The 23,227-nt window shown below is 39.1% G+C and carries 21 protein-coding genes; 11 read left to right on the top strand and 10 right to left on the bottom strand.

The features are described from left to right. The coding region (locus LY11_RS25350; protein ID WP_146610927.1) for a transposase at positions 1 to 276 on the bottom strand (276 nt) is incomplete at its 3' end. Positions 277 to 551: 275 nt separating this feature from the next. On the opposite strand from LY11_RS25350, the gene LY11_RS25355 reads away from it, so the two are divergent. Next, positions 552 to 914, top strand: a complete 363-nt coding sequence (locus LY11_RS25355) for a hypothetical protein (protein ID WP_111636389.1) — start codon at positions 552 to 554, stop codon at positions 912 to 914. A gap of 70 nt (positions 915 to 984) precedes the next feature. Here LY11_RS25355 and LY11_RS25360 read toward each other — a convergent pair whose 3' ends face one another. Beyond that, positions 985 to 1,383 carry a nuclease A inhibitor family protein gene (locus tag LY11_RS25360; protein ID WP_111636390.1) on the bottom strand — a complete coding sequence of 133 codons (399 nt, stop codon included), beginning with the start codon at positions 1,381 to 1,383 and terminating at the stop codon, positions 985 to 987. Positions 1,384 to 1,528: 145 nt separating this feature from the next. Here LY11_RS25360 and LY11_RS25365 point away from each other — a divergent pair, with 145 nt between their 5' ends. The 3 genes from LY11_RS25365 (at position 1,529) to LY11_RS25375 (ending at position 4,360) form a co-directional block, all read left to right on the top strand. Then, a complete protein-coding gene (locus tag LY11_RS25365) occupies positions 1,529 to 2,551 on the top strand; it encodes an oxidoreductase (protein ID WP_111636391.1) in 1,023 nt (340 codons plus the stop codon). A 19-nt stretch (positions 2,552 to 2,570) separates the two neighbouring features. Continuing rightward, positions 2,571 to 3,380, top strand: a complete 810-nt coding sequence (locus LY11_RS25370; RefSeq protein ID WP_111636392.1) for a helix-turn-helix domain-containing protein — start codon at positions 2,571 to 2,573, stop codon at positions 3,378 to 3,380. Positions 3,381 to 3,442: 62 nt separating this feature from the next. Continuing rightward, positions 3,443 to 4,360 carry a DUF5996 family protein gene (locus LY11_RS25375; protein ID WP_111636393.1) on the top strand — a complete coding sequence of 306 codons (918 nt, stop codon included), beginning with the start codon at positions 3,443 to 3,445 and terminating at the stop codon, positions 4,358 to 4,360. On the opposite strand, the gene LY11_RS25380 is transcribed toward LY11_RS25375, so the two are convergent. Then, positions 4,348 to 5,955, bottom strand: a complete 1,608-nt coding sequence (locus LY11_RS25380; protein ID WP_111636394.1) for a PAS domain-containing protein — start codon at positions 5,953 to 5,955, stop codon at positions 4,348 to 4,350. The genes LY11_RS25375 and LY11_RS25380 overlap by 13 nt on opposite strands. A 90-nt stretch (positions 5,956 to 6,045) precedes the next feature. Continuing rightward, the gene (locus LY11_RS25385; RefSeq protein ID WP_111636395.1) at positions 6,046 to 12,408 is read right to left on the bottom strand and encodes an alpha-2-macroglobulin family protein; all 6,363 of its coding nucleotides are present in this window, start codon (positions 12,406 to 12,408) and stop codon (positions 6,046 to 6,048) included. Between the two features lie 405 nt (positions 12,409 to 12,813). On the opposite strand from LY11_RS25385, the gene LY11_RS25390 reads away from it, so the two are divergent. The 6 genes from LY11_RS25390 (at position 12,814) to LY11_RS25410 (ending at position 16,179) form a co-directional block, all read left to right on the top strand. Continuing rightward, a complete protein-coding gene (locus tag LY11_RS25390; RefSeq protein ID WP_111636396.1) occupies positions 12,814 to 13,020 on the top strand; it encodes a helix-turn-helix transcriptional regulator in 207 nt (68 codons plus the stop codon). Then, complete coding sequence (locus LY11_RS25395) at positions 13,020 to 13,352, top strand: HipA N-terminal domain-containing protein (protein ID WP_245952889.1); 333 nt, start codon at positions 13,020 to 13,022, stop codon at positions 13,350 to 13,352. Before LY11_RS25390 ends, LY11_RS25395 begins: the two co-directional genes overlap by 1 nt. Beyond that, positions 13,345 to 13,536: a hypothetical protein gene (locus tag LY11_RS27145; protein ID WP_245952890.1), complete on the top strand. Its 192-nt coding sequence runs from the start codon at positions 13,345 to 13,347 to the stop codon at positions 13,534 to 13,536. The genes LY11_RS25395 and LY11_RS27145 overlap by 8 nt, the downstream gene beginning before the upstream one ends. A 19-nt stretch (positions 13,537 to 13,555) precedes the next feature. Continuing rightward, positions 13,556 to 13,885 carry a HipA domain-containing protein gene (locus LY11_RS27150; RefSeq protein ID WP_245952891.1) on the top strand — a complete coding sequence of 110 codons (330 nt, stop codon included), beginning with the start codon at positions 13,556 to 13,558 and terminating at the stop codon, positions 13,883 to 13,885. 68 nt (positions 13,886 to 13,953) lie between these two features. Further along, positions 13,954 to 14,538: a hypothetical protein gene (locus tag LY11_RS25405; protein ID WP_111636398.1), complete on the top strand. Its 585-nt coding sequence runs from the start codon at positions 13,954 to 13,956 to the stop codon at positions 14,536 to 14,538. 138 nt (positions 14,539 to 14,676) lie between these two features. Continuing rightward, on the top strand, positions 14,677 to 16,179 hold the full coding sequence (locus tag LY11_RS25410; protein ID WP_317048016.1) for an acyl-CoA dehydrogenase: 1,503 nt from the start codon (positions 14,677 to 14,679) through the stop codon (positions 16,177 to 16,179). Between the two features lie 85 nt (positions 16,180 to 16,264). Here LY11_RS25410 and LY11_RS25415 read toward each other — a convergent pair whose 3' ends face one another. The 3 genes from LY11_RS25415 to LY11_RS25425 all read right to left on the bottom strand — a co-directional run bounded on the left by LY11_RS25415 (position 16,265) and on the right by LY11_RS25425 (position 20,647). Continuing rightward, positions 16,265 to 18,781: a DUF5686 family protein gene (locus LY11_RS25415; protein ID WP_111636400.1), complete on the bottom strand. Its 2,517-nt coding sequence runs from the start codon at positions 18,779 to 18,781 to the stop codon at positions 16,265 to 16,267. 96 nt (positions 18,782 to 18,877) lie between these two features. Beyond that, on the bottom strand, positions 18,878 to 19,444 hold the full coding sequence (locus LY11_RS25420) for a porin family protein (RefSeq protein WP_111636401.1): 567 nt from the start codon (positions 19,442 to 19,444) through the stop codon (positions 18,878 to 18,880). A gap of 402 nt (positions 19,445 to 19,846) precedes the next feature. Further along, a complete protein-coding gene (locus LY11_RS25425; RefSeq protein WP_111636402.1) occupies positions 19,847 to 20,647 on the bottom strand; it encodes a hypothetical protein in 801 nt (266 codons plus the stop codon). Between the two features lie 155 nt (positions 20,648 to 20,802). On the opposite strand from LY11_RS25425, the gene LY11_RS25430 reads away from it, so the two are divergent. After that, on the top strand, positions 20,803 to 21,897 hold the full coding sequence (locus LY11_RS25430; protein ID WP_111636403.1) for an NAD(P)H-dependent flavin oxidoreductase: 1,095 nt from the start codon (positions 20,803 to 20,805) through the stop codon (positions 21,895 to 21,897). Positions 21,898 to 21,911: 14 nt separating this feature from the next. Here the strand turns inward: LY11_RS25430 and LY11_RS25435 are convergent, their stop codons facing one another. The 3 genes from LY11_RS25435 to LY11_RS25445 form a co-directional block, all read right to left on the bottom strand. Next, complete coding sequence (locus LY11_RS25435) at positions 21,912 to 22,286, bottom strand: hypothetical protein (RefSeq protein WP_111636404.1); 375 nt, start codon at positions 22,284 to 22,286, stop codon at positions 21,912 to 21,914. 16 nt (positions 22,287 to 22,302) lie between these two features. Beyond that, a complete protein-coding gene (locus tag LY11_RS25440) occupies positions 22,303 to 22,893 on the bottom strand; it encodes a cupin domain-containing protein (RefSeq protein ID WP_111636405.1) in 591 nt (196 codons plus the stop codon). Positions 22,894 to 22,942: 49 nt separating this feature from the next. After that, a partial coding sequence (locus LY11_RS25445) for a transposase (RefSeq protein ID WP_146610929.1) occupies positions 22,943 to 23,227 on the bottom strand: 285 nt, incomplete at its 5' end.

The raw sequence follows: 23,227 nt of genomic DNA on the forward strand, positions 1-23,227 counted from the left end.
GCTGATAGCCTTTTTTAGGATATCACGCTCCATTTGCGTTTCACGCAGTTCTTTTTTCAAATTAGCCACTTCTTGCTCGGCTGCGCTGAGGATAACATTCCCATTACCAGGGAAACTACTGCCTTGCTTACTTGAAAATTCCTTCCGCCATCTATATAATAACGTGACGTTGATATCCAATTCCTTCGCAAGGGTCGTTAGATCTGGGCGGGTGTAACTCAGTTCAACACTCATCAGTTTGAACTCCTTCGGGTATGCTTTTCTCTCTCGTGACATAATTTCTGTTAAGGTATGTAAATCCCTTAACTCCGTGTCTACTCAAATATAGCAAGTCCATTAGGGTGTTTATATTATTTAAGAATTATCGAAAATGTATTATTGAACGGCGGTTTGCTAAGAAAGAATTTCTGTTTCTAAAGACAAATTTTCTTCCTGCCGCCTTAATCACAGCAACGATATTCAACTATTTTATACAACTGTGCAACTCTCCTGCAGGATAGAAAATGCTGAGATAAATCACTCTAAACAAGCTAAATTAACAAAAACAACATATGGAAAATAACTTCAACGTAACAAAAACAGAAGATGGAAAATCGGTAGCTATTGTCAGTTACATCACCATCATTGGCTGGCTTATCGCTTATTTCGGTATGCACAAGGACAAAAGAACTGAACTGGGCAGCTTTCATTTAAGACAAACGCTATTACTTTATATTGTAGCTTTTATCTTACAAATTGTACAACGTATCATTCTTAGCATAGCTCCTTCGGGATTTATATTTACAATTTTCAGTATTTTATCTCTTGTGATATTCATCTTATGGATTATTGGTTTGATCGGTGCTATCCAGGGAACTAAAAGAGAAATTCCTCTGATTGGTCAAAGAGCTCAGTCAATGTTTCCAAATATCTAGGTTTGGTATTCATATAAAAGGCCTGCAGAAATATTTCTGCGGGCCTTTTTAATTATAAATGAATTCTCCGCTAAGTTTCAATCGCATAAGTAGCCAACAGGATACAAGTACCATCTGGTAAATAAGCTGTAATGAGAATGGGTATATTCACTCCTGCTTCTATACGGGTTACCTGTATAGCAGAAAAATTATCTTTCAGGTAAGTATAAAGCACTGTAAATTTCTGAGCATTTGCCACCATTACCTGATCACCGGGATCGGCAGTGGTTACTATTTTCCCAAAGAAAGCATCCTGATCGATTGTTGTCAAAGTACCCGGACTTTCGCTGTTAAGCTGCACAAGCTTTGCATTTAATTGATCTTTTGGAACCTGCCCCAGGTTTACAATAGTCAGCGGGGCTTCAGATTCACTAAAATAAAACAGCCCCTGTGTCTTTTCAGCTAATTCAGATAAAATTTGGTTTTCCATTTCAGATAAGATTATAACGGGATAACGCTTGATGACTGATTAAATTACTAACCGTCTTTTGAACAAAGTGAATTGCGCCTTTTAAACAAAACGTTGTATTTTTCACCTGGCTATCTTTGCTTTACCAATTAAATATTAGGAAGACATGGAACCAAATAATAAACCATCTACTGCTCAAAACCCTATTCATTCCGGTTTTAGTGCAGCTACCACTGCGCAGGAAGTAATTAAAGGTATAGATCTCACTGGAAAAACAGCCATTGTAACTGGCGGGTATTCTGGAATTGGTTTGGAAACTGTCCGGATTTTGAGCGCCGCTGGTGCCAGGGTTATCGTTCCTGCACGTGATCATGACAGAGCTGCGCAGGCACTAACCGGGATCGATCATATTGAGATTGAAGAAATGGAACTGATGAAACCAGCTTCAGTTGATGCCTTTGCGCATAAGTTTCTGGCCTCTGGTCGCGCACTTCATATCCTGGTCAATAGTGCTGGCATTATGGCAACTCCGCTTATGCGGGATTCCAGAGGTTATGAATCACAATTTTCCACCAATCATTTAGGCCATTTCCAACTCACGTTACGTCTTTGGCCGGCACTGCGTAAGGCAGTTGGTGCAAGAGTAGTTTCGGTTTCTTCCCGCGGACATCGTTATTCTCCGGTAATACTGGAAGATGTCAACTTTGAAAACCGGGAATATACTCCCTATACTGCTTATGGACAATCAAAAACAGCTAATGTTCTTTTCGCATTGGAATTGGATAAACGCGGACAAGCCAATGGAATCCGTGCTTTTTCTGTTCATCCGGGCACGATTGTCAATACGAACCTCAGCCGTTATGCTGCTAAAGAAGAGCTGTTAAAAGCGGGAGTTATTGATGAAAAGGGAAATCCAATCTTTGATCCGTTAAGACAGCTTAAAACTATAGAACAAGGCGCTTCAACGAGTGTTTGGTGTGCAACCAGTCCACAACTTGATGGTTTAGGAGGTGTATATTGTGAGAACAATGATATTGCTTCGGTATTGACAAACCTGGTTCCGATGGACCCAATAACCGGAGCAGATGCGAAAGGAAATTTTGGGGTAATGCCGCATGCTGTTGATGCTGAAGCTGCTTCACAACTCTGGGATTTGAGCGAACAGCTTACAGGCGTTACTATTCAATAGATTTCTTTATTTTTAGGGTATGGACAAGGAGAGTTTAAGTGCGAAGGGGGATGTGTTTTTCAACTGTATAGAGCAAAAATACTTCAGCAAAAGGATGAGCATTAATCAGCATGCACTCGTCAGCGTAATATCTGGTGAAATGAAGATCATTCAGGCCGGTCATTCTTATATTTTTCGTAGTGGTGACACATTTTTAATTCCCCGGAATCAATTGGCCAGGGTGACCAAATATCCGGCAGACGGCCAGCCATACCGGGCCGTCTCTGTTTATTTCACACTGGACTTTCTACGCAAATATTATACTTCCCAAAAGATTGACCATAACAGCCAGGATATTCCTAAAATCAAATTATTTGATCCGCACCCTTTATTGGACAGTTTATTTAGTTCCTTATTGCCTTACTTCAATTTAGCTGATGAACTGCCTGCTGCAATAGCGGCGGGAAAAGTACAGGAAGCAATCGCTATTTTACGGACTATTGATCCGGGCATTGATCGTATTCTTGGTCATTTTGAAGAACCTGGAAAAATTGATCTCGAAGATTTTATGGAGAAAAATTACATGTTCAATATGTCTGCAGAGAAGTTTGGATATTTAACGGGAAGAAGCCTGACAACTTTCAAAAAGGATTTTAAAAAAGTGTTCAGCACTACTCCTCAAAAATGGCTGACAAAAAAGCGACTGGAGCTTGCGCATTATCAAATAGCTGAGGGCAAACAAAAACCTTCTGCTGTTTACTTTGAGGCAGGTTTTGAAAATCTTTCTCACTTTTCTTTCGCTTTCAAAAAACAATTCGGATACAATCCGACGCATATTGTCCGCACTTAAACAATTGATTTATAACATTCAGAATGAGTTTCGTATCTTTAAATAAATCAAATCCATAAGATATGACTAAGACGAGCTGGCCGGAATTAAAATATGAAAATCTGAAACAGACCATAGCAACAGTACAATTATGGACTCAGATTGTTGGTAAGATCAGACTGGTCAAATCACCCTGGCTCAATCATTCCTGGCATGTAACTTTATATGTATCCGGAAAAGGTTTGACTACCGGAAGCATTCCCTATCAAAATGGCCTTTTCCAGATAGACTTTGACTTTCTTTCCCATCAGCTGATCATCACATCCAGCGCAAACGGACAACAGCAATTCAATTTATCGCCACATACTGTATCCAGTTTCTATCACGAGCTTTTTGAAAAGCTCGGACTTCTGGAAATTGACGCAGAAATATATGCTAAGCCAAATGAGATAGAGGATGCGATCCCATTTCAGGAAGATACCATCCATTGTCATTATGATGAAAATCAAATCACTGCATTCTGGCAGGCACTGATCAAAATGGAGGCTGTTTTCAGCAGGTTCAGAGCAAAGTTCAGTGGAAAATGCAGCCCTGTTCATTTCTTCTGGGGAGGGTTCGATCTGGCTGTAACCCGTTTTTCTGGCAGAAAGGCACCTAAACATGCCGGAGGAGTACCCAATATGCCCCTGGATGTAATGCAAGAGGCCTATTCCCATGAAGTAAGCAGTTGTGGTTTCTGGGCGGGCAATGATAACTTCCCATATCCGATTTTCTATGCTTATTGTTATCCGGCTCCGGAAACATTTAAAGATCAGCCTGTAAAACCTGAAAAAGCTTTTTATAGTCCGGATTTAGGCGAATTTATCCTTCATTATGAGGAAGTTAAAAATGCTGCTGATCCGGAAGGATTCCTGATGGAATTTCTGCAGTCAACTTATGAAGCGGCAGCAATTACCGGAAACTGGGACAGGGCTGCTTTAGAATTTGCTCAAAAGCCGTGATCTTTCCCCATCAGCTCATTGACCTTTGCTGATGTTTGATGAATAATTTCATCCATTTCCTTCACACAGTTATTGATCCTTTTATAATATTCTTCTTTCTCTTCTGTGTTTGATGCCATGTTTGCGAGTGCTGACAGTCCTAATATAGAAGCAACAGGCTTTCTGATCTCATGAGAATTGATCCAGGCTATCTCTTTTAAAGTATGGTTCTGCTCACTAATTTCTACTTCACGCTTTTTTCGTTCAGTGATCTCAGTGACAATATCGATATATCCTGAATGCTGACCATCTGAATCAACAATTGAAGTGCTATTTACTTCTACCCAATAAGGATCTCCTTTTTTTGAATAGTTTATAATTTCAATATTAAAAAAGTCATTCGCCCGGAGTGAGGCTGTAATCGCATTACTGGTCACCATGCTGGTTTCAGGGCCATATAACATTTCTCCGGGGGTCTTCCCTTTCAGTTCGTTTAATGGGTAACCTGTCAGCTGTTCAAATGAAGGATTGACCCAACTGATCTTTCCTGCTATATCTTTAATGACTACGCCGCTTTTAACTTTACTAACCACATCTGCAAGTTGCTTGTTTTCTTCATCTTTACGTCTTAGTTCATCCACATCTTTAACGGCTCCGATAATCCGGCGTGGTGCTCCATCTTCATCTGTCACCAAATAGGCCTGATCAAAAACATATTTATAACTTCCATCAGCACAAAGCAGTCGATAAGAAGCTTCCCAGCGTTTTTTAGCTTGTTTAACGAAAGAATTCAGGCTGTCGAGCACTCTTTTGCTATCTGATGGGTGCATTTTTCCTATCCACCAGTCCGGCTTGAAAACACCTTGTTTATGGTCATAACCAAACAGCTGTTTTAAACCTGAATTCCAGGTTACCTGGCTAGTTGTCAGATCCCAGTCCCATATGGCATCATGGGTAGCTTTATTGACTAATTCATGCCTTTCTAAAGCATTATTTAATAACAATTCACGGTTAAAGGTGTCTGTAATATCTTTAAGCACACCACTGATTTTATAGGGCTTTCCATCCTGATAAATTACTTTTCCTGCTTCACGTACGTGATGCCATTCGCCGTCAATTTTTAAGCGGTGTACATGGTCCATTTCACCGGTAATTATTGTTTTTTCATGTGCGGCAAGAAATCCAGCTAAATCATCAGGATGTATTTGTTCCAGAAAGAATGAAACAGTGGTAATGGCCGCATCAGGTTTTAAGCCAAATAACGAATACAGGTTATCAGACCAGATGACCTGATCTGTTTGCAGCAAGTATTCCCAGGTAGCAATCTTAGCCATTTTCTGCGCATAATACCATTGCTGCTGATCTTTCCTGCTGTTTTCCAGTGCAAGCTTCAAATAAGCTAATTCACGCTTCTTTCCTCTATTATAAAGGTTGACAAGGTAATGCAGCAAGACTGCACTGAATGCGATAAAGAAAAAGCCTTTCAGACTATTAACTAGCGCACGGTCCTTCACTGGCATACCAGCTACCAAAAAAGCAATCAACTGATCGCTTAACACCACCCAGACACAGCCTATAGTTACGTACAGTAGTACAATATAATTTTTGTTCTTCAATTAAATTGAGCTTATAAAATCATGGAGCCTGTTTGAAATTCAAACAGGCTCCTAAAAATAACTATAAATATCGATTTAAAGCCAGGTTTTTTACTGTTTTACGGTTACTCTCACGCCTGGTGAATGGGTTGTAAATTCCGGGGCATACATACATTGTAAAGTGGTAATTCCATTGGAGAAATTCCCCGTATGGGTCACTCTTAACGCATATTCAAACACATATACGCCTTTACGTAAATAACTGATAAAGAAATTTGTGGAAGCATCTTTTGTACTTTCATAATAGCCCAGGCCATCCTGATATTTGTAACTGGAAATCACGTTGACGGGTTCAAATCCTGCGGCCCTCATATCTTTCAGATGGACATACTCCATATCGCGGTCAGCGTAAATCTCTATCCTCACTTTTAACAAATCGCCTGTCATCAGCATATTTGAAGGGGTAAGTGGCGTAAGAACATCTCCTTTAGCGGTCTGTTTTTGTATAAACAATTGCTTCTTAATTTTAACCCCTGTTGCTGAAGAAGTGATTTTATCCAGCTGCTCAAAGTACTGCCAGTAAACTCCTCCCCAGGCCATTGTTTTATTGTTGTTTTTGATTTTAATGGTTGCCATTTCCGGTTTGACCTGCGGCCCGGCTATACTTACTTTCTGATAACCTGTGCCTGCTTCTTTTGGAGCTTCGGCAATACCAAGCGCACCAAATGTTTGATTACCGATTAAAATCTCCGGCTTAGCCGATTCTGCCAGCAAATTATAACCTTTCAGCAGTAAAGCGTAACAGGCTGCTGCTGTAGCTTTGGTAGTTTTCCAATCGTTAGTCTGCTTATTTTTCAAAAGCCATATCTTCATTTCTTCCACAGCTTTTGTATCCGCAGCAATTTCATCAAAGGCTTCAATCAACAGTGCTTGTGTTTCTATTGGATTTTGATACCACCACCATCCATTGCGGTTGCTGGCCCAATACATTCCCATTTCATCACTTTGCTGTGCGCTTTCTTTTAACAGGTTAATGATTTTTACTGCTTCTGTTTTGTTCCCGCTCCTGTTCAAAACCAAGGCCGCCTGAGCCTGCTGATAAGGTTCCATTGTTTTCCAGTTATCTGCTACTTTTTTCAGGTAATAAGCGACAGCCTTCCTGAAGCCTGGGTCATTGTTTTGCTGAGCGGTATAACTACGTCCGTATAAATAATGTAATGGCAGATAAGCAACCCCTTTTCCGGAGACTTCTTTTTTAAAATCATCCTGCAATTGATTGTCCAGATAAATAATCGCTTTATTTAAGAGCTGCCCGGAACCCGGAGCTGTTTTCTCATCGATCAGCTTAAGATGTTGAAGTTGTCCCATCCCTAATACAATATGCTGGGTAATATAGCGGTCGTCACTCATTCCGGTAAACCAGGCAAAAGAACCATTAGGCTTTTGCATCTTCGCCAGCTTCTCAAAGTTATTTTTCAATTCATAACTCATCCGGTTCAGGTCAAATAAAACGGCCAGTCTTTTTTTCTGTTCTGCATCCGAAGCAGCCGCCCCCACCCATGGCGTTTCTTCTAACAGAATCGACTTCAGTTCAGGATTCTTTTCTAAGTTAGAGAGTAAGGCCTCTCCGCTGTTGGTTTGCTGCCATTGGTTAAATACCTGTTTTATTTTAGGAGAACTATTAATAATGCCTGTCGCAAAACTATTCGCATAAAACCGGCTAAAGGTTTGTTCTGCGCATTCGTATGGGTATTCCATTAAATAAGGCAGAGATTGTATAGCATACCAGATTGGATTTGCTGTAAATTCAAATGTTAATGCCTGATTTTTTAGTGTTTTCGATGTTCCTGATTGTAATAGTTTATCAAGCGTAAATGTCTTTGTCGTATTTCCGCGTACATTCAGTGGCATAGTTTCGGTAACCAGCATTGAATTTGGTAAAACCGGAACGGTCATTTCTTCTCCGTCACTGTATTCCCCGGATTGTGCAACAACTTTATAGGTAATTGCACTGATGGCCGATGGAATGATTAACGGCCATTTTAAGACTTCATTGCCTTTATCGGCCACATCAAACTTCTGCAGCAGTTTTCCTTGTGGTGAAAGAATCTGGATAAGCTTACCGGTTAAAGCATCCCTGAGTTCTAAAGAGGCTTCTCCTTTCAGCAGCTTACCTGACAGATTATTCAGCTTCGCACTCAGTAAAATGGTATCGCCTTCCCGAAAGAACCGTGGTGCATTAACTGAAATAGCCAATTGTTTTTGCGTAATTAACTCCTTGACAACTGTAGCAGTTTTCAAGTCTTTGGTATGCGCAAAACCCATCATTTTATAGCGGGTTAAGGATTGAGGAATAGTAAACTCTATATTAATTTCACCAGTTTCGTTAGTTTTCAGCTGTGGATAAAAGAAAGCTGTTTCATTGAAATTAACTCTTGGGACAACCTTCGAAGTCCCTCTTACTGGTCTTCCATTAACAATATAAAGATCATTTTTCGCATCATAAGTGTCAATAGAAATGAAGTCATAAACTTTGCTATCTTCCATGGTTACCTGCGGAGCAGCAACGCTATTATATTGTACGGTTGACGCTCCTCTTAACATAATTGTTGTACTTGACATTGCATTCTTTTTTTGCATCGGCCTTGCGGAAACTACAATTTCATTTAAATTTCTCCCATCATTCTCCAATACAATATCTACACGTCTGAGCTGGTTTAAATTTATTTTAGAAGAGACAAAACCGATAGCACTAACGCTGAATTGATCACCTGATTTTGCCTTTATACTATATATACCGTAAGCATCAGCAGTGATTCTGAATTTGCCTGATACTATACTTGCCCCTGGTATTGCATACCCCTGACGATCAGTAATTACACCATATACCAGTGCACCTTTTTGTAATGCTGCCAATTTTTTAACGGCAATTTCTGTGTTTACTTTTCTTGCTGCTATAGCCAGCTTCTGAATATAATCCTGGTAGGGATATGAAGATCCTATCTCCATATTAGATCCGGTTATGCTGAGCTGTTCGTAATTGCGGTAATGAGGCTGATAATAATTTGAGTAGTACCTTACAAAACCAAGCTGACTTGTATTATTTAATTTGTTGCCCTCAAATTTCCATTCATAGGCTGTATAATGATAAGATGGGGCATTGATATTTTGCCAGTCCATCTTTTTCAATTCATCTAATGAGGCATCATATAAAGTTGCCACCATTTCTGCCATCTGCTGTTCTCCTTTTTTATTGCTGATTTTTAATTTCCAGGTTTCTTTTTCTCCAGGCTGAAGTTTATTCCGGAAGGTTAGAAAGTTGATGTCCAGTTCTTTGGAAACATCAACTATATTAATATGTTTTAAAGCGTTGTAAACTACCCCGTTTTGAACCATGGTAAACTGAACTGCAAAAGCATCTTCAAAACCTTGCCCGGGCTTAATTTTAACAATGGTCTGTTCGGGAGATATTTTAACCCACACTTTTTCAGCTATACTATCTTTGTAATATACTTCATAATAGGCTTTTGCATCTGGCAGAATCCCGGCAATTCTGAAGATAGCACTCTCTGAAGGTGTTATAGTAGTTTTTTCTGCTACCAGCCATTCATTGATACTTTGTATGGTAGTGACTTCAGTGTTATAAATGCGGACAATTTTAGTTATTGAAACTGTGTCATTATCTTTGTTTTCAGCCGTCAGTTTAACTTTATAATACCCAGGAGACAAATTTTTTGCTGTGAGCTTCAGTTCACCTTTTCCATTGTTTACTGTTATATGCTGGTTAAAGCTGTTTTTAAAGGGCAGCCAGTTTACAGGGTCTGTATCTCCTTTATAGTCTTCTGTCGGAAAGGCTTTAACAAATTCTTCTTTGCTCAATGTATAATTTTCAGCTATAACAGAAAATTTATTGCTGTTAGCCAATCTCCCCGGATATTGAAGTGCTGTCCATTCTGCATTTAATTTTGCGGTAATGGGTTCGCCGTTTAAGTTTTGTATACCAACAGGCAACACGTCCGCTTCAGATTTCAAGAATAATTCTTTAGGAAGGTCTGCATTCAGTACCAGGTCTTTTTGGCCAGCATTAATACTTTTTGTGGCCGTCCGTGTTTCTCCGTTCAAATCTGTAATGTCAGCAGTAACTTTAAAGGTATAATTCTCATTGGTCATCGGCTCTGCGGCGGCAAGAAATTTAACTTCAAAACGCCCTCCTTCTTTAGTTTCTGTTGTCCCTATAGCAATTTGCGTGAGCGATTCCCGCTGATAAGAGCGGCCATAGCTATAATTTGGAATCCTTGTTCTGAATACTTTATAACTCACTTTAGCGCCGGTAACCGAATAGCCAGAAAAAGACAATGCCTTTCCTTGTACTTTCACACTATCATTTAATTTATACTGTTGATTTGACGGGTCAAACACGATTTCAAAAGCAGGTCTTTTATATTCTTCTACCTGGATTCCAATGCTGCCATACATTGTTGTGAGCTGCATCATTCCATTGAGTTTACCGGTAGGAATAGTGAATGACCCCTGAAAGGTTCCGTAATCGTTAGTTTTTACAGTTACAGTTTCTATATCTTTATAATTGGCATCCTTGAAAGTCAAAAATAAATTCAGACCAGTTACAATACTATTCTTGTAATTTTTGTATTCCATCAGGAGCCCTTTGTAATATACGGTTTGTCCCGGGCGATAAATAGCTCTGTCGGTAAACAGAATGACCTGTTTCCGATCTCCTTCTATATTATTTCCATAACTATTTACTGGCATATAAAGTGTGTCGGTACCATAAACGAGCATCGCGCGCCTTACATTCAGGGTTTCCTGGGAGGCTAAAACCGCATATCCTGCTGCATTAGTCTTAAACACAGGACTTTTCTCATTCATGTTTTGGTTTTCTTTGAAATCGGACAAAAGCTCCTGAATCACCACCCCTTTTAATGGTATTCCAGTAAGGCTGCTGGCAACAAAATATTCTTTTTGATCATTCACATGCCTTTGTGTGACAGCCATTGAGGTGACTCTAAAGTTACTTTGCTGTGTAACATTGCCGATCTGGTTAATATCTTTTGTATTTCGTACAATCAAAATATAATTACCGGTCGGTAGTGCGTCCATCTTTCCAATCCTGGTGTGTTCCTGGTAATCATTAAATTCGGGTAAAACTTCAGACCATACTTTTACCGGCTTATGGCTTTTCATAAAATCGCTATATTTTTCTTTATCATTAAAAGTATAGTAATAGTCATTACAGGCTGCTGGTACTTTATAAAGTTCCAATTGTATAGTGTTTATATTTTTATAGGTAAAGAAGAGCTGTGATGGCTTGCCTGGCTGACTGAATTCTTTCAGTTGAAGACCTAGTGTTTTACTCCGGATCTCTTTAATCAGGCTTTCAGCATTCTTAGCTCCATTACTTTTAGGGAATGCCTTAATTGCTTTTTGAGCTATTGCCACTGCTTTGATTAAATCCGGTTTCTTTTTATCGGACAGCTCTTTACTATAAAATAGTGCTTGTTGGTATAGAATGTCTGTATAGATTTCTGTGCCGGATGACTGTGAGGCTAATAAATCAATTGCTTTGAGATAGTCTGCTTCTTTATTTACAGCTGTACTTTTATCATATATAAATTTCAGCCTTTGGAGGTCTGCATCAGCCAATGCTGCTTCATTATGGTTTTCAGCATGATATTGAAGCAGGCTCTGAAGTATATTTATCTTGGCGGCGGAGAACGAAGTACTATCATTTGTCTTCATTTTCAGGGAAACGAAGGTTTTATAATCTCCTGATAATCGTGGGTCACTGAAGTCTACACCGTCATCGCCGGATTTTGTCAGCTCTATTTCTGAATTCATCAAAATATCCAATGCCCGGTGCGCCAGTAAATCGTACAAGGTTGGCCGCAGGTACCTGGTAGAAGTATCTCCAAGTAACAGGTTATTTAAAAGACCCACTTTTGTATTTTGCAGCTGTTGCTTTTCTGAAAGGGACCAAAGAAGATTCTTTACTGTCTCCTTTGTTATTTGCTGAATAGACCAGGTGTTAACGTCATCATTGCTGTTATTTTGTACGGTTGTACGTTGAAAAAACTTATATCTGTTTCGCTGATAAAAATTCCAGTAAGTTTCTGCGAGCAAAGATTGCAGCACACTTTTTTCCGGTTGTCTGGCTACACGTACATCTTCTTTCAGATCGGTCAGCACCTTAATAAACCCATCTTCTTCCAGGTAGCCGTGAAACATGATGCGGTACATTGCCGATTTAATCAGCAAGGTGGTATTGCCATGTGCTCTGGCTTGTTTATTTATATTGTTAATGAGCGCCAGTGCTTCTATAGGCTTTTGTTGATTAGCCAGAGAATCAACTTTTGCAAAGTCTTTATCACTTGCTTTCAGCAGTTGCTGTGAAAAGGTTCTTACTGGAAAGAATAATAGAATGGCAAAGCAGAGTGTAAGGCGTAAAGCAATTTTCATAGTAGTGATTTTAAAGGAAGATGGTTTTCTTGTTCAGATTCCATAACCGATTGGTAAACTACTACAAATGTCTAAATATTACGGGACAATTAATTTGATTTCATATAACACACATTCCTGAAGTCGTGGACCGTTATTTAATAGTGGATGATTAAAGGTTAGTATTTCCTTCATCCCAAGTTTTTTCATAGTTTTTGTCTGATTTAATCATTTTGCCGGACTTGTCTGGATTGCAGAGTAAAGATATGAAACTCAATTAAGCAAATGAGGTTTAACATAACGTACCCGATAGGGTATAATACATGCCAACTTCACTATTATTGTACCCGATAGGGTATACTATTAAGCATTTTCATATATTTATGTAAAATAGTACATATTAATATACATTTATGGTATAGAATAATGAGTCCAATTGCATCATTTATTAAAGAAAAAAGAAAAAGCTTAAAGCTTTCCCAAGAAGATCTGGCATTTAAAGCAGGTGTAGGCTTACGTTTTATTCGTGAATTAGAATCCGGAAAAATCACGTTGCGTTTAGATAAAGTCAATCAAGTACTTGAATTATTTGGCAAGCAAGTGGGGATTACGGACAATTACACCACTGAATAATGCAAAAAGCAAAGGTATATTATAGAGAATTAGTAGCTGGTATATTGGAACAATATGACGGTGGTTATCGTTTTACTTACGACCAGGATTACCTGAATATGGAAAAGCCTATGCCTATAAGTCTAACCTTACCTTTATCGCCTTACCCTTATCTGAGCCGGATTCTTTTTCCCTTTTTTGATGGCCTGATCCCTGAGGGATGGTTACTCCATATTGCCAGAGAACAGTGGAATTTCAAAAAAAATGACCGCTTTGAATTACTTATTAATCTTTGCAGAGACACTATAGGTGCTGTTACGGTATATCCAGAAGAGGAGGAAGAAAATGGCTAATTGTTACTTTTGTTATCAACCAGTTCCTGATGGTCAGATTTATCACAATAAGTGCAGTAAACGCTTCTTTGGTGTAGATTCTGTTCCAGAACTTCTGCTGAATACTGAGCTTTTAAACCAGCTGGCTAAAGAAACCGTAAACCAGCGGATTTCAATTACTGGCGTACAACCAATCATTCCTTAGTGGTAACAACGATATGCACATGAAGAACTTTTCGGTTCTTCACGGAGAAAATGCGATTAATCTATCTCCTGCATACGATCTGATCAACGGCAGTTTAATTAATCCATCAGACCGTGAAGAAATGGCTTTACTTTTGAATGGGAGAAAAAAAAATATTAAAAGCAGGGATTTCGAACAATTGGCAAATGTGCTCGGGATTTCATCTGTTGTATTTCAACGGATATTAAAAAAATACACCTCAAAGACAAAGATGGTTTTTGAGCTTATTAATTATTCTTTTTTATCTGAAGAATATAAAGAGGGTTATAAACGTATCTGGTTGGAAAGAACTGAAAAACTAAAGGCCTGATTGTTGATAACCTAATGAACATCTGGTATCCGGCAGATGTCTGATCTAATTAAAAGACAATTGAAAATATGAAGCAATTTATCATTCTCTTATCATCCGCAATAGTACTGTTTTCCTGTAGGGGTAAACATGATGACAGTAAAAAAGTCATAGATTCAGCAGATACAAAGAATTCTATTCATCAAAAGATTTCTGCTACCGGAACCGAAGCTTCTCCTGAAGCTGCCAAAGCCAGAGAGTGGCTGATTTTAAATATAGAGAGCTCCTTGAACAAAGCGAATGGCGAAATCGAAAATTCAAATGAAGAAACCGAAAAAGAAGTAAAAAGTATTTATACAACTCAGTACAGCGCTTATAAAATTGACGCAATCAATGTGGAGTTAGATGATGGCCTGACTGAAGATGAATTTATTGGGAAGTGGAAAGAAAAGTATAATACAAAATTAGCAGGAATTGGATACGGATTTTTAGTTCCTGAGCAAGATTATGGCCTGATCAAAGTGATACATTGTGAGCTGAAAAACAAAACTCCTGATAGTTTTGTTTTTAATGCAGTCATTGAAGATACCGCAAATCAAACAAAATATAATCGGGATATTAAGGTTGTTCCTAATGCTAAATCATTCCTTATTGATGATGTATTAGAGTATTAGCCACTTATTTAGCCATAAATTAAAGGTTATTTGGGGAATAATACATTATCTGGAACTATTCTAAATTACTTTGGTATATTTGTGATGTATCTTGCAATGAGATATAATATTAAAATATTACAGTAATTTACGACCCTAATGATGATAGAATTAAAGACAGAGTTTTCAGAATACATTAAGGATTTCGAAGAGAAATTAAAGCTTTTATTCAGGGGAAAAGAAAATATTAATCAATTTAATTTAGCAGCGAAACTTCCTCCTTTAGTAATGAAGGAAATCCTTGCTGAGCAACCTTTGGCTGCGGCTATTCCGGAAGAATACGGAGGCCGGGGAGCTGATGTAAAAGAATGTCTGAGCGTGCTGGCAGCAGCATCTTACGAATCTTTACCACTCTCGCTTACCTTTGGAATTAACATTGCCCTTTTCCTTGAACCTCTTGCCAAATATGCAGATGAGTCTGTTAAAAAAGAAGTTTTTGATCGTTTTCTTTACGAACAGAATATGGGAGGACTGATGATCACTGAACCTGATTACGGAAGTGATGCACTCAATATGAAAACGCGGAATAGCGAATTGACAGATGGTTATAGTATTAAAGGGACTAAACACTGGCAGGGGCTTACCGGCCTGGCCGACTACTGGCTGATCGCTTCCAGAGCAGAGCTTGCTGATGGAGGTCTTAGCCGCGATATTGATTTCTTTTTATGTGACAATACAAAAGAGAGACAACATGTAGTGGTAGAAGAATATTTCGATACGATAGGGCTTCATATGATCCCTTACGGCCGCAATATTTTAAACATAGAAGTACCTAAAACGTTTAAATTAAATCCTGAATCTACAGGCATTAAAATGATGCTGGACATTCTGCACCGCAGCAGGATGCAATTTCCAGGCATGGGAATGGGCTTTATCAAAAGAATGCTGGATGAAGCACTTCTTCAATGTAAAAACAGGATGGTTGGGGCAACAAACTTGTTAGCTATGGATCAGATCCAGTTTCAGCTTTCAAAAATTCAATCCGCTTATACCATCTGTTCAGCAATGTGCGTAAGAAGCAGTAAGATCAGCGGTATTGAACATAACCTGGCTACAGAAGGCCTGGAGGCAAATAGTATGAAGGCTGTAGTTACTGACCTGATGCAAGAGTCTGCACAGATTCTAACACAGGTTTCAGGTGCTAAAGGATACCAGACTTCACATGTTGGTGGCCGTGGGATTATGGACAGCAGACCTTTCCAGATTTTCGAGGGCTCTAATGAAATGCTGTATGCACAAATCTCTGAAATCATTGTCCGCCAGATGAAGAAACAGAAGGAATCGAATTTATTTGACTTCCTGGCTACACTTAAACAAACTGCCGAAGCTTGTCATTATTTCAAAAATGAACTTAGTTTTACCCTTAATAGCGCACTTTCACAGCGAAAATTATTTGATCTGGGGAAAGTAATCGGAAGAATTGTTTCTTTAGGTTATGTATTGGATCTGGAACTTAAAGGTTTCAGAAAAGATCTGATCGATAATTGTATTATGAATGTTAAACAGGAAGTACGCACCTTAATCTGTGCTTTTAATTTCGATAACAGTTCACAGGTAATAGAAGATTATAAGTCAGAAAGTTCTTGGTTTAACTTTGCTTAACCGAACAGGTTTATCCTGATTTAATAACACATAAAAAAGCCAGTATATTAAATATACCGGCTTTTTTATTGGCTGAGTCTGCGCGCTAAAAATCGACTTTAATCTTAGCCCTTATCCCCCATTTGGATATTCTTGGATGATCCAGATAAGTAAACCTTCTAACCAGGTCTACTCTCAGTATTTTGAAAATATTAGACAGCCCCACACTTCCCTCCACATAAGGAGTGGAACCCAATGCCGGAGATACTTCATTGCCATGCCGGTCCCTTGGGAACTGATACAAGCCCGAACCCTCACGCGGATCATTCTTACTGGAAAGAGAACCACTTAAAACTTTTAAAGTCAGGATCTCTCTTAATTGAAGCCTCTTCACCAATGGTATTTTGTTCAGGATAAAGCCGTTGAAATTATGCTCCAGATTAATACTCGCATATCTGTCACTCATAAATTCCATAAAGTTCATCAGGTTATAAGAAGGTAGTTCGTAAGCATAACTTTGATTCGCACGATGTATAGTCAGCAACGGAAATGGAACTTTCCCAAACACCTGTCCTGCTTCCAGTATAATATCTGAATAGCCAAACTGTGAGAAGTAAGCTCTTTTAAATACATTAAAGGTCAGGTTCTGATAATTATAGTCTCCATGGAGAAATCCCTTAATTCCGACAGATCCACGCAAAGTGAAAATGGGATATTCATTCCGGATTGGTCTTCTGAAACGCTTTCCCTGGTAAAACTGCTCATGGGGTGCCCATCTTATTTCGGCTGTAAATTCGGAAGTCGTAATATCAGGAACTGCCACGTGCCCGGAATTGGTTAATGCAACAAACCGAAGCCCTCCTGCTGGATCTAAAATCTGGTTCTTATAAGCCACTTTAAACGAGAAATGACTTTTTGTTTCATGCAGATATTCCAAAAGCCATTTCCTGTTGTACAGCCATTTATCATTTACCCCTCTTTTAAATGATAACAGGAAGTTATCATCTTCAAGGAAGTTGAGATCCTGCCCTGGTATCTGAGTTTCATAACTATGTCTTAAGGTTAATGATTTTACAGGAAATTCATAGATTGAACCAGGAGAGAGTGAAAGCACAGTCCCTAATGAATATTTCCATTTCTGATCACGGCTGCCATAGGCAATATGTCCATCAAAGAAGATTCGTTTACTGAATAAGTCAGTGGTGCGTCCGCCAACTTTAAGCCTCAGGCCTTCCACAGGATTAAAACTATAAAAAGAGTTGAATGGGCCAACTTCTACTTTACCCTGGCCTATATAACCAGAAAGCAGGAAAGAGGCGACCCCCATTGCCCGCTTAAATGGCTTTGAGTTTTTCAGGCTATCTATATTTTTATAGGCCATTTCTTCAATCTGAGTGAGCTTTTCTGGCCTCAACGCCGCCATTGGTACAGGCTTTACTGAATCCTGAAGAGGTTTAGCTTTTAACGGAATATTTAATGCTGCCGGGCTACTCACAAAATCATTGATGAACAAAGTCCGTTCTCCAAAGATACTTGCACCCTCTTTAAAAAGCCCCAGATCCATTGCCATTACACTTTTCCCTAAATAGTAATGACCAGTTTTATCCTGGTGGTATTGAAGTTCTATATTCATCTCCTTTACCCAGTTAATATTTATTTTGGAATTGACAGAAAGTGTAGCCTTTTGTACAGCATACTTGCCATCGAGAGAGATATACAGATAACCCAGGAAAAGGACATCTTCCTTATTACGGGGTGCTATCATCAGCTTGATCTGCACCGGGGACACATCTTTTAAGGTATCTATAATAAAATACTTATAAAACTGAGGGGCCATTTCTGCAATCGGACTCATAAAACTCTGATTGCCAATACCAATATCATTTTGATAGAGGTCAACCCGCTGATAAATTTTGTCCAGGTATTCATTGATTCCGTCTTCATCAATAAATTGATCTATACGGGATTGATTCTCTGCCAGAACAGAGGTTTCCTGTTTAAAAGGGTGCTGATAAACCAGATTATGGCTCATCTTTTCTTTCATAAAAATAGGGGTCAGCAATTTCCCCGGCCGGGTCAGAGAGTCTGAATTATCCTTTAAAAATGATAACTTTCTAAGCAACTTCGAGGTCTTTGCTTTCTCAGTAGTCATACTTAATGAGATATTCATTTTTTCATATTCCTGGTAAGAGAGGTAGTTTTGAAGATTCGCTGCATTGGAGTTCTTATGTTCGATCACTCTTCTGATCAGTTCAACTGCCGGATTATCTTTATTTTTATATCTCGGTTTATGGGCGCTGGAGATACTTACTTCAGACAAATCCTGAGATTGAGGTTCTAATTCAATATTCATATGATGGCTATGTCCGGCAGGCATTTCCAGTTTTAACCTTCGGTATCCTATACCATAAAAATGAATAGCTTTGATTTTCTCTTTTGAAATGATAGTGTAAAATCCTTTCGCATCACTCGAGGCTTTACTCGTCGAATTTTCAAAACTTATAGTTACTCCGGGCAATGGCTGCCCTGTTGATTTGTCTGTGATCAGACCCTTCACTTGTACTGTTTGGGCCTCCGCCCTAAAGAAGAAAAAAAGAAAGAGTATTGAAATAAGAAACTTCATAAAGCCTATAGGCTATAATTGACTGGGATAACACAATAATTCAAATTACAAACCGCCCATTACCCAAATCACGGGCAGTTTGTATGAATCGCAAAACTATTTTAATGGTATTGCGTAACCTATTGTTGCGACAAAGCCACGGTTTTTAGCCGTCGCCGGGCCTTTACTTACGTCAGTTAAACCAAGGGCATACCTGGCATCAAGCAACACAGCACCTTTACCAACAGGGATAGCCAGGCCACCACCCATCTGGATGCCGAAGTTTAACCGCTGAACTTTTGCCTGATAAAAGGATTCCATTTTATTCATGCCGCCAACAGCCAGCCCGATAGATGGTCCTGCATTAATGTACACCGGACCAAAAGAGTACTTCACCAAAACCGGAAGTTCCAGGTAATTCAGGTTATACTTGTTGTTATCATTTTTGATTTTAGTACCTGCACTTACATAGTTTAATTCCGGCTGAATTGAAAATGCTGTGTTTTTAATATTCACATTAACACCCAGTCCTGCTGTAAAGCCAGCTTTTGATTTTTCTCCCTCCACATTACTAATTGACTGTCTGGAAAAACTTAAACCAGCTTTCGGAATTAACTGAATATCCTGCGCTTTTACTAATTGTACAGAGACTAAGAGCCCTGCTGCTAACAATAATTTTTTCATGCTCAAATTAATTAATTTTACTTTCTTTAAGACCCAAATTTAAGCCTGCCTGAAATTTTCTGAAGAACAAAGTAACTGAGACGGAAATTAGCGCAACTGAAACGACATATCAAAGCATCCAACAGCATTTCAATTTCCTTAATTCTTCTTCTTCAAATTATTCAGGCAAGCCGTTTAAAGCTGAGTAAAGCTCTCCTCAAATAATAAACAGGTTCTTTTAAAGTGAATCATTTTGATGATTTGATTCCTAAACGCAGGATTTCCCAAGACCCCTATGCTATAGAAGCGGATCACGTAAAAAAGGTAAAGTACACATCCGCGGATGGATGGGGAAAGTATAAAAGCAAAAAAGGCCTTTCCCAATTAGGAAAGGCCTTTAAATAAGGTAATATTTATGTTCAGCTAAAACTTGATCAGCAATTTTTCAGCCATCAGTTTACCTTCTTTATAGTATTCGAAAAACCACTCTCCATTCTTTTTGAATGCTATACCACTGGCAGTTCCATTGTCAGCAATAAAATAGTCCTGCACAGAAGTTCTGAGTAATGTTAATACTTTTTTCGGCGTAGTGTCTATCAATTGATACCCGTTTCCTGTTGGCTGTGCATATAATGTTCCGGCAGGCTGATTTGTTTCTACTGCTACAGGCTTTGCCGGAGCAACCATCACTGCAGTAACAGGAACTGTTGCAGTTACAGGAACAGTTGCAGTTGCTGCAGGAGCAGTAACTGTTGTTGTAGCCTGGGCTACCTGCTGGTCTTGTGCATTTACCGTTCCGTTATAGACATATTTAACTTCATCTAACGACGTAAACGCATCCCTCAGGGCAAGGTTATAAGAAGTCTTATATTCTTTCTCTCTGCTCTTGCCTTCCTTGCTTTTAAAAATAACATTACCCTTACAATCTTTTAATAAAAGAGTAAGATTAGTGGTGAACATGCCTTTTTTCTCTAATACTTCAACATGCAGAGCATCACACTTGTTATTGGCAATGGCTGTTGGTAATTCAAAATTATCATAATAGGCATCAAAACCTTTTTCGGTCAGCAGAAATTTAGCCAGTGTATTTAACCTGTACTGATCCTGCTCTTTGAGAAAACTGAATTTCTCAGGTACCAGCACATACTTATAATTATTAATCGTATTCTGAGCATATCCTGAAAAGGAAATGAATAAAAGGAGTAATAAAATGTATCTTTTCATATTAAACGTTGATTTTTACAGAAATTATTTAGGAATCCCTAAGATAGGAATATAGTTTTCATGGAAGCGATAGAAATTATCAATTCCATAACGATTGCTAAAGTACATGTGCCGATCTTTGCATTCAATTACTAACCCATGTAAACATTTAAACGATGTGGCACAGAACTCAAATCAGCGAATTATTTGGCATTGATTACCCTATACTTTCAGGCCCTATAGGCGGCGGTTTCTCTACACCGGAACTTTTAGCCGCAGTATCCAATGCAGGCGGTCTGGGAAGCTTTGGCGCTTATACCCTTGAACCCGATCAAATACTGGCAGCAGCTCAAATTATAAAAACCAAAACAGATAAGCCCTATAATATTAATCTGTGGGTGTCGGATGTTGACGTGTCTTTAATTGATTATTCTGCAGAAAAGATCGAAAATGCAAAGCAGTTATTCAAGCCTTATTTCGATGAACTCAGTATTCCGCTTCCCGATCTCGATACAAACATACCCTCCAGATTTTTGAATCAGGTAGAAGCAATCTTTGAGATCAGGCCAGCGGTATTTAGTTTCATATTTGGTATTCCATCCAAAGAAATACTGGATGAATGCCGTAGAATAGGTATTAAAACCGTAGGCGCAGCCACTACGCTGGATGAAGCTTTAGCACTGGAAGAAGCAAAAGTTGACGCTATAGTTGCTGCCGGATTTGAGGCAGGAGGACATCGTCCTTCATTTCTGCGCCCCGCACAGGATTCATTAACGGGAACCTTTGCGCTTATTCAACAGTTAAAAGCCAGCATAAAAACTCCTGTTATTGCAGCGGGCGGTATTGCTGATGCGAAAGGTATTGCTGCTGCTTTAACCTTAGGTGCTGATGCCGTTCAGTTAGGTACAGCATTCCTGGCCACAGACGAATCAAATGCGACTCCAGTTCACAGAGCTAAGTTATTTTCTGAGGAATCCAACTATACTGTACTTTCTAAATCACTAACGGGAAGAATGGGAAGAATGATCCGCAACCGGATTTCAGAAGAAGTTAAACAGGAGACTGAAGTTCTTCCGTTCCCGCTGCAAACCCGTTTGATGGGGTCATTAAAAGCAGCAGCAATTGCTCAGGGTAAAACGGATCTGATTAACTTCTGGTCAGGTCAGAATACGGTGACTTTAAAACATAAAAAGGCATCGGAATTAATGCAGGCACTGATCACAGAAACAACCCGGCTATTTCAGCAGACTACAGAAAATCCGGAAAAATAAAGACTGGCAAAGCTTTAGCTATTGCTTTGCTCAGTTGTAGTTACCGGAATATCGCCAGTTTCAGGTTGCAAACGGGCTGACCTTAACTTTAGACGAATGGACCACCCGCTAAACGCATAGATCAGGGTAATTACCAGGTATATCCATAGCGGAATGTTTTTTCCGGCAATGATCAGATAGAGATAAGGCAGGCTATAACCTAAAGCGGCAAAGAGCAAAGGCAGTAAAATGGATTTCTTTGCTCTTAGCTTTTTAATAGCCCAGCCCAGAAACAGGAGAAACAACACTTTACTCAGCAAATACAAGCTGCCAAACAGCCACGGATCCACTTGGTGTAAATTGGCCTGGTGAAACAGATAGTCTTTTATAACGGTGAAATAATATTCCATTCTATTTTTTTACGGATCAGGCGAACTGATGCTGCAATATTGCGATTACATAAGGTGAATCTATCCTTATATCGTGGTTAGTATGCAGTGGAATAGCTAAATAATCTCCAGCATTCAGCGTAAAGGTTTCTTCACCGACGGTACAAGTACAGGTGCCTTTCAGAATAAAGAAACTTTCAGCTACAACCGCATGAACTTCCTCTGGTACGTTCAATTTAGTAATCACCAGGGTTTGTGCGATCTGTTCATTTTGCTGTAATACATGCGCAAAAAAATCTTCAAAAGGCTCAGCCGGGATCAGGTGCCCGACCGCTTTCAGCCAACTTTCATAATTCGAATATTTACTGGTTGGCGGCAGATCATTCAGATCTATCTTATCTTCAGCAAGGTTCAGGGCACCCATTATCCTGTCTTTAAGTTGCGGTCTGGGCGCTATAGCCTGGCTTTTAGCGAATTTTTCGATAGCGAGTTCGATCTCATTAAGTTCATGTCCGATTTCAGGATGAGCCAGACGCAACGCTTTGATCTCGTTTCCAAGCTCCGCATTGTCTAACTCGAAACAATATTGTTCCAGGTTACCTTCATCGATATAAGATTTGATTTCCATTGACTGCAAAGATAGTTAATGAGGATCAAGCAAAAAAGTTGGGGAGTGACTATGCATATATTTTAGATAGCCTAAAAAGAAAGAACTTGACATTTCTCACCCCTCTAAACTGTGATCTAAAGGCTTTTATCTTTGCGTTAAATGATTCTGCAGAAGCATTCGTGGATCTGTTATCAAAATAATTCAATATCGTTTCGTAGTTGTTCTGAACAGTCCTTGCGATTGTATTAAATGACTTGCACCCCGCTTTTTCTATCCTGTTGTACCATATCGCCAGTTTCTTAAATGCGACCAACCTGTCTTTTGAGTGGCTAAGTATGGAGGATAGTTCCTG

The organism is Pedobacter cryoconitis (assembly GCF_003259615.1).
Classification (GTDB): Bacteria; Bacteroidota; Bacteroidia; order Sphingobacteriales; family Sphingobacteriaceae; genus Pedobacter; species Pedobacter cryoconitis.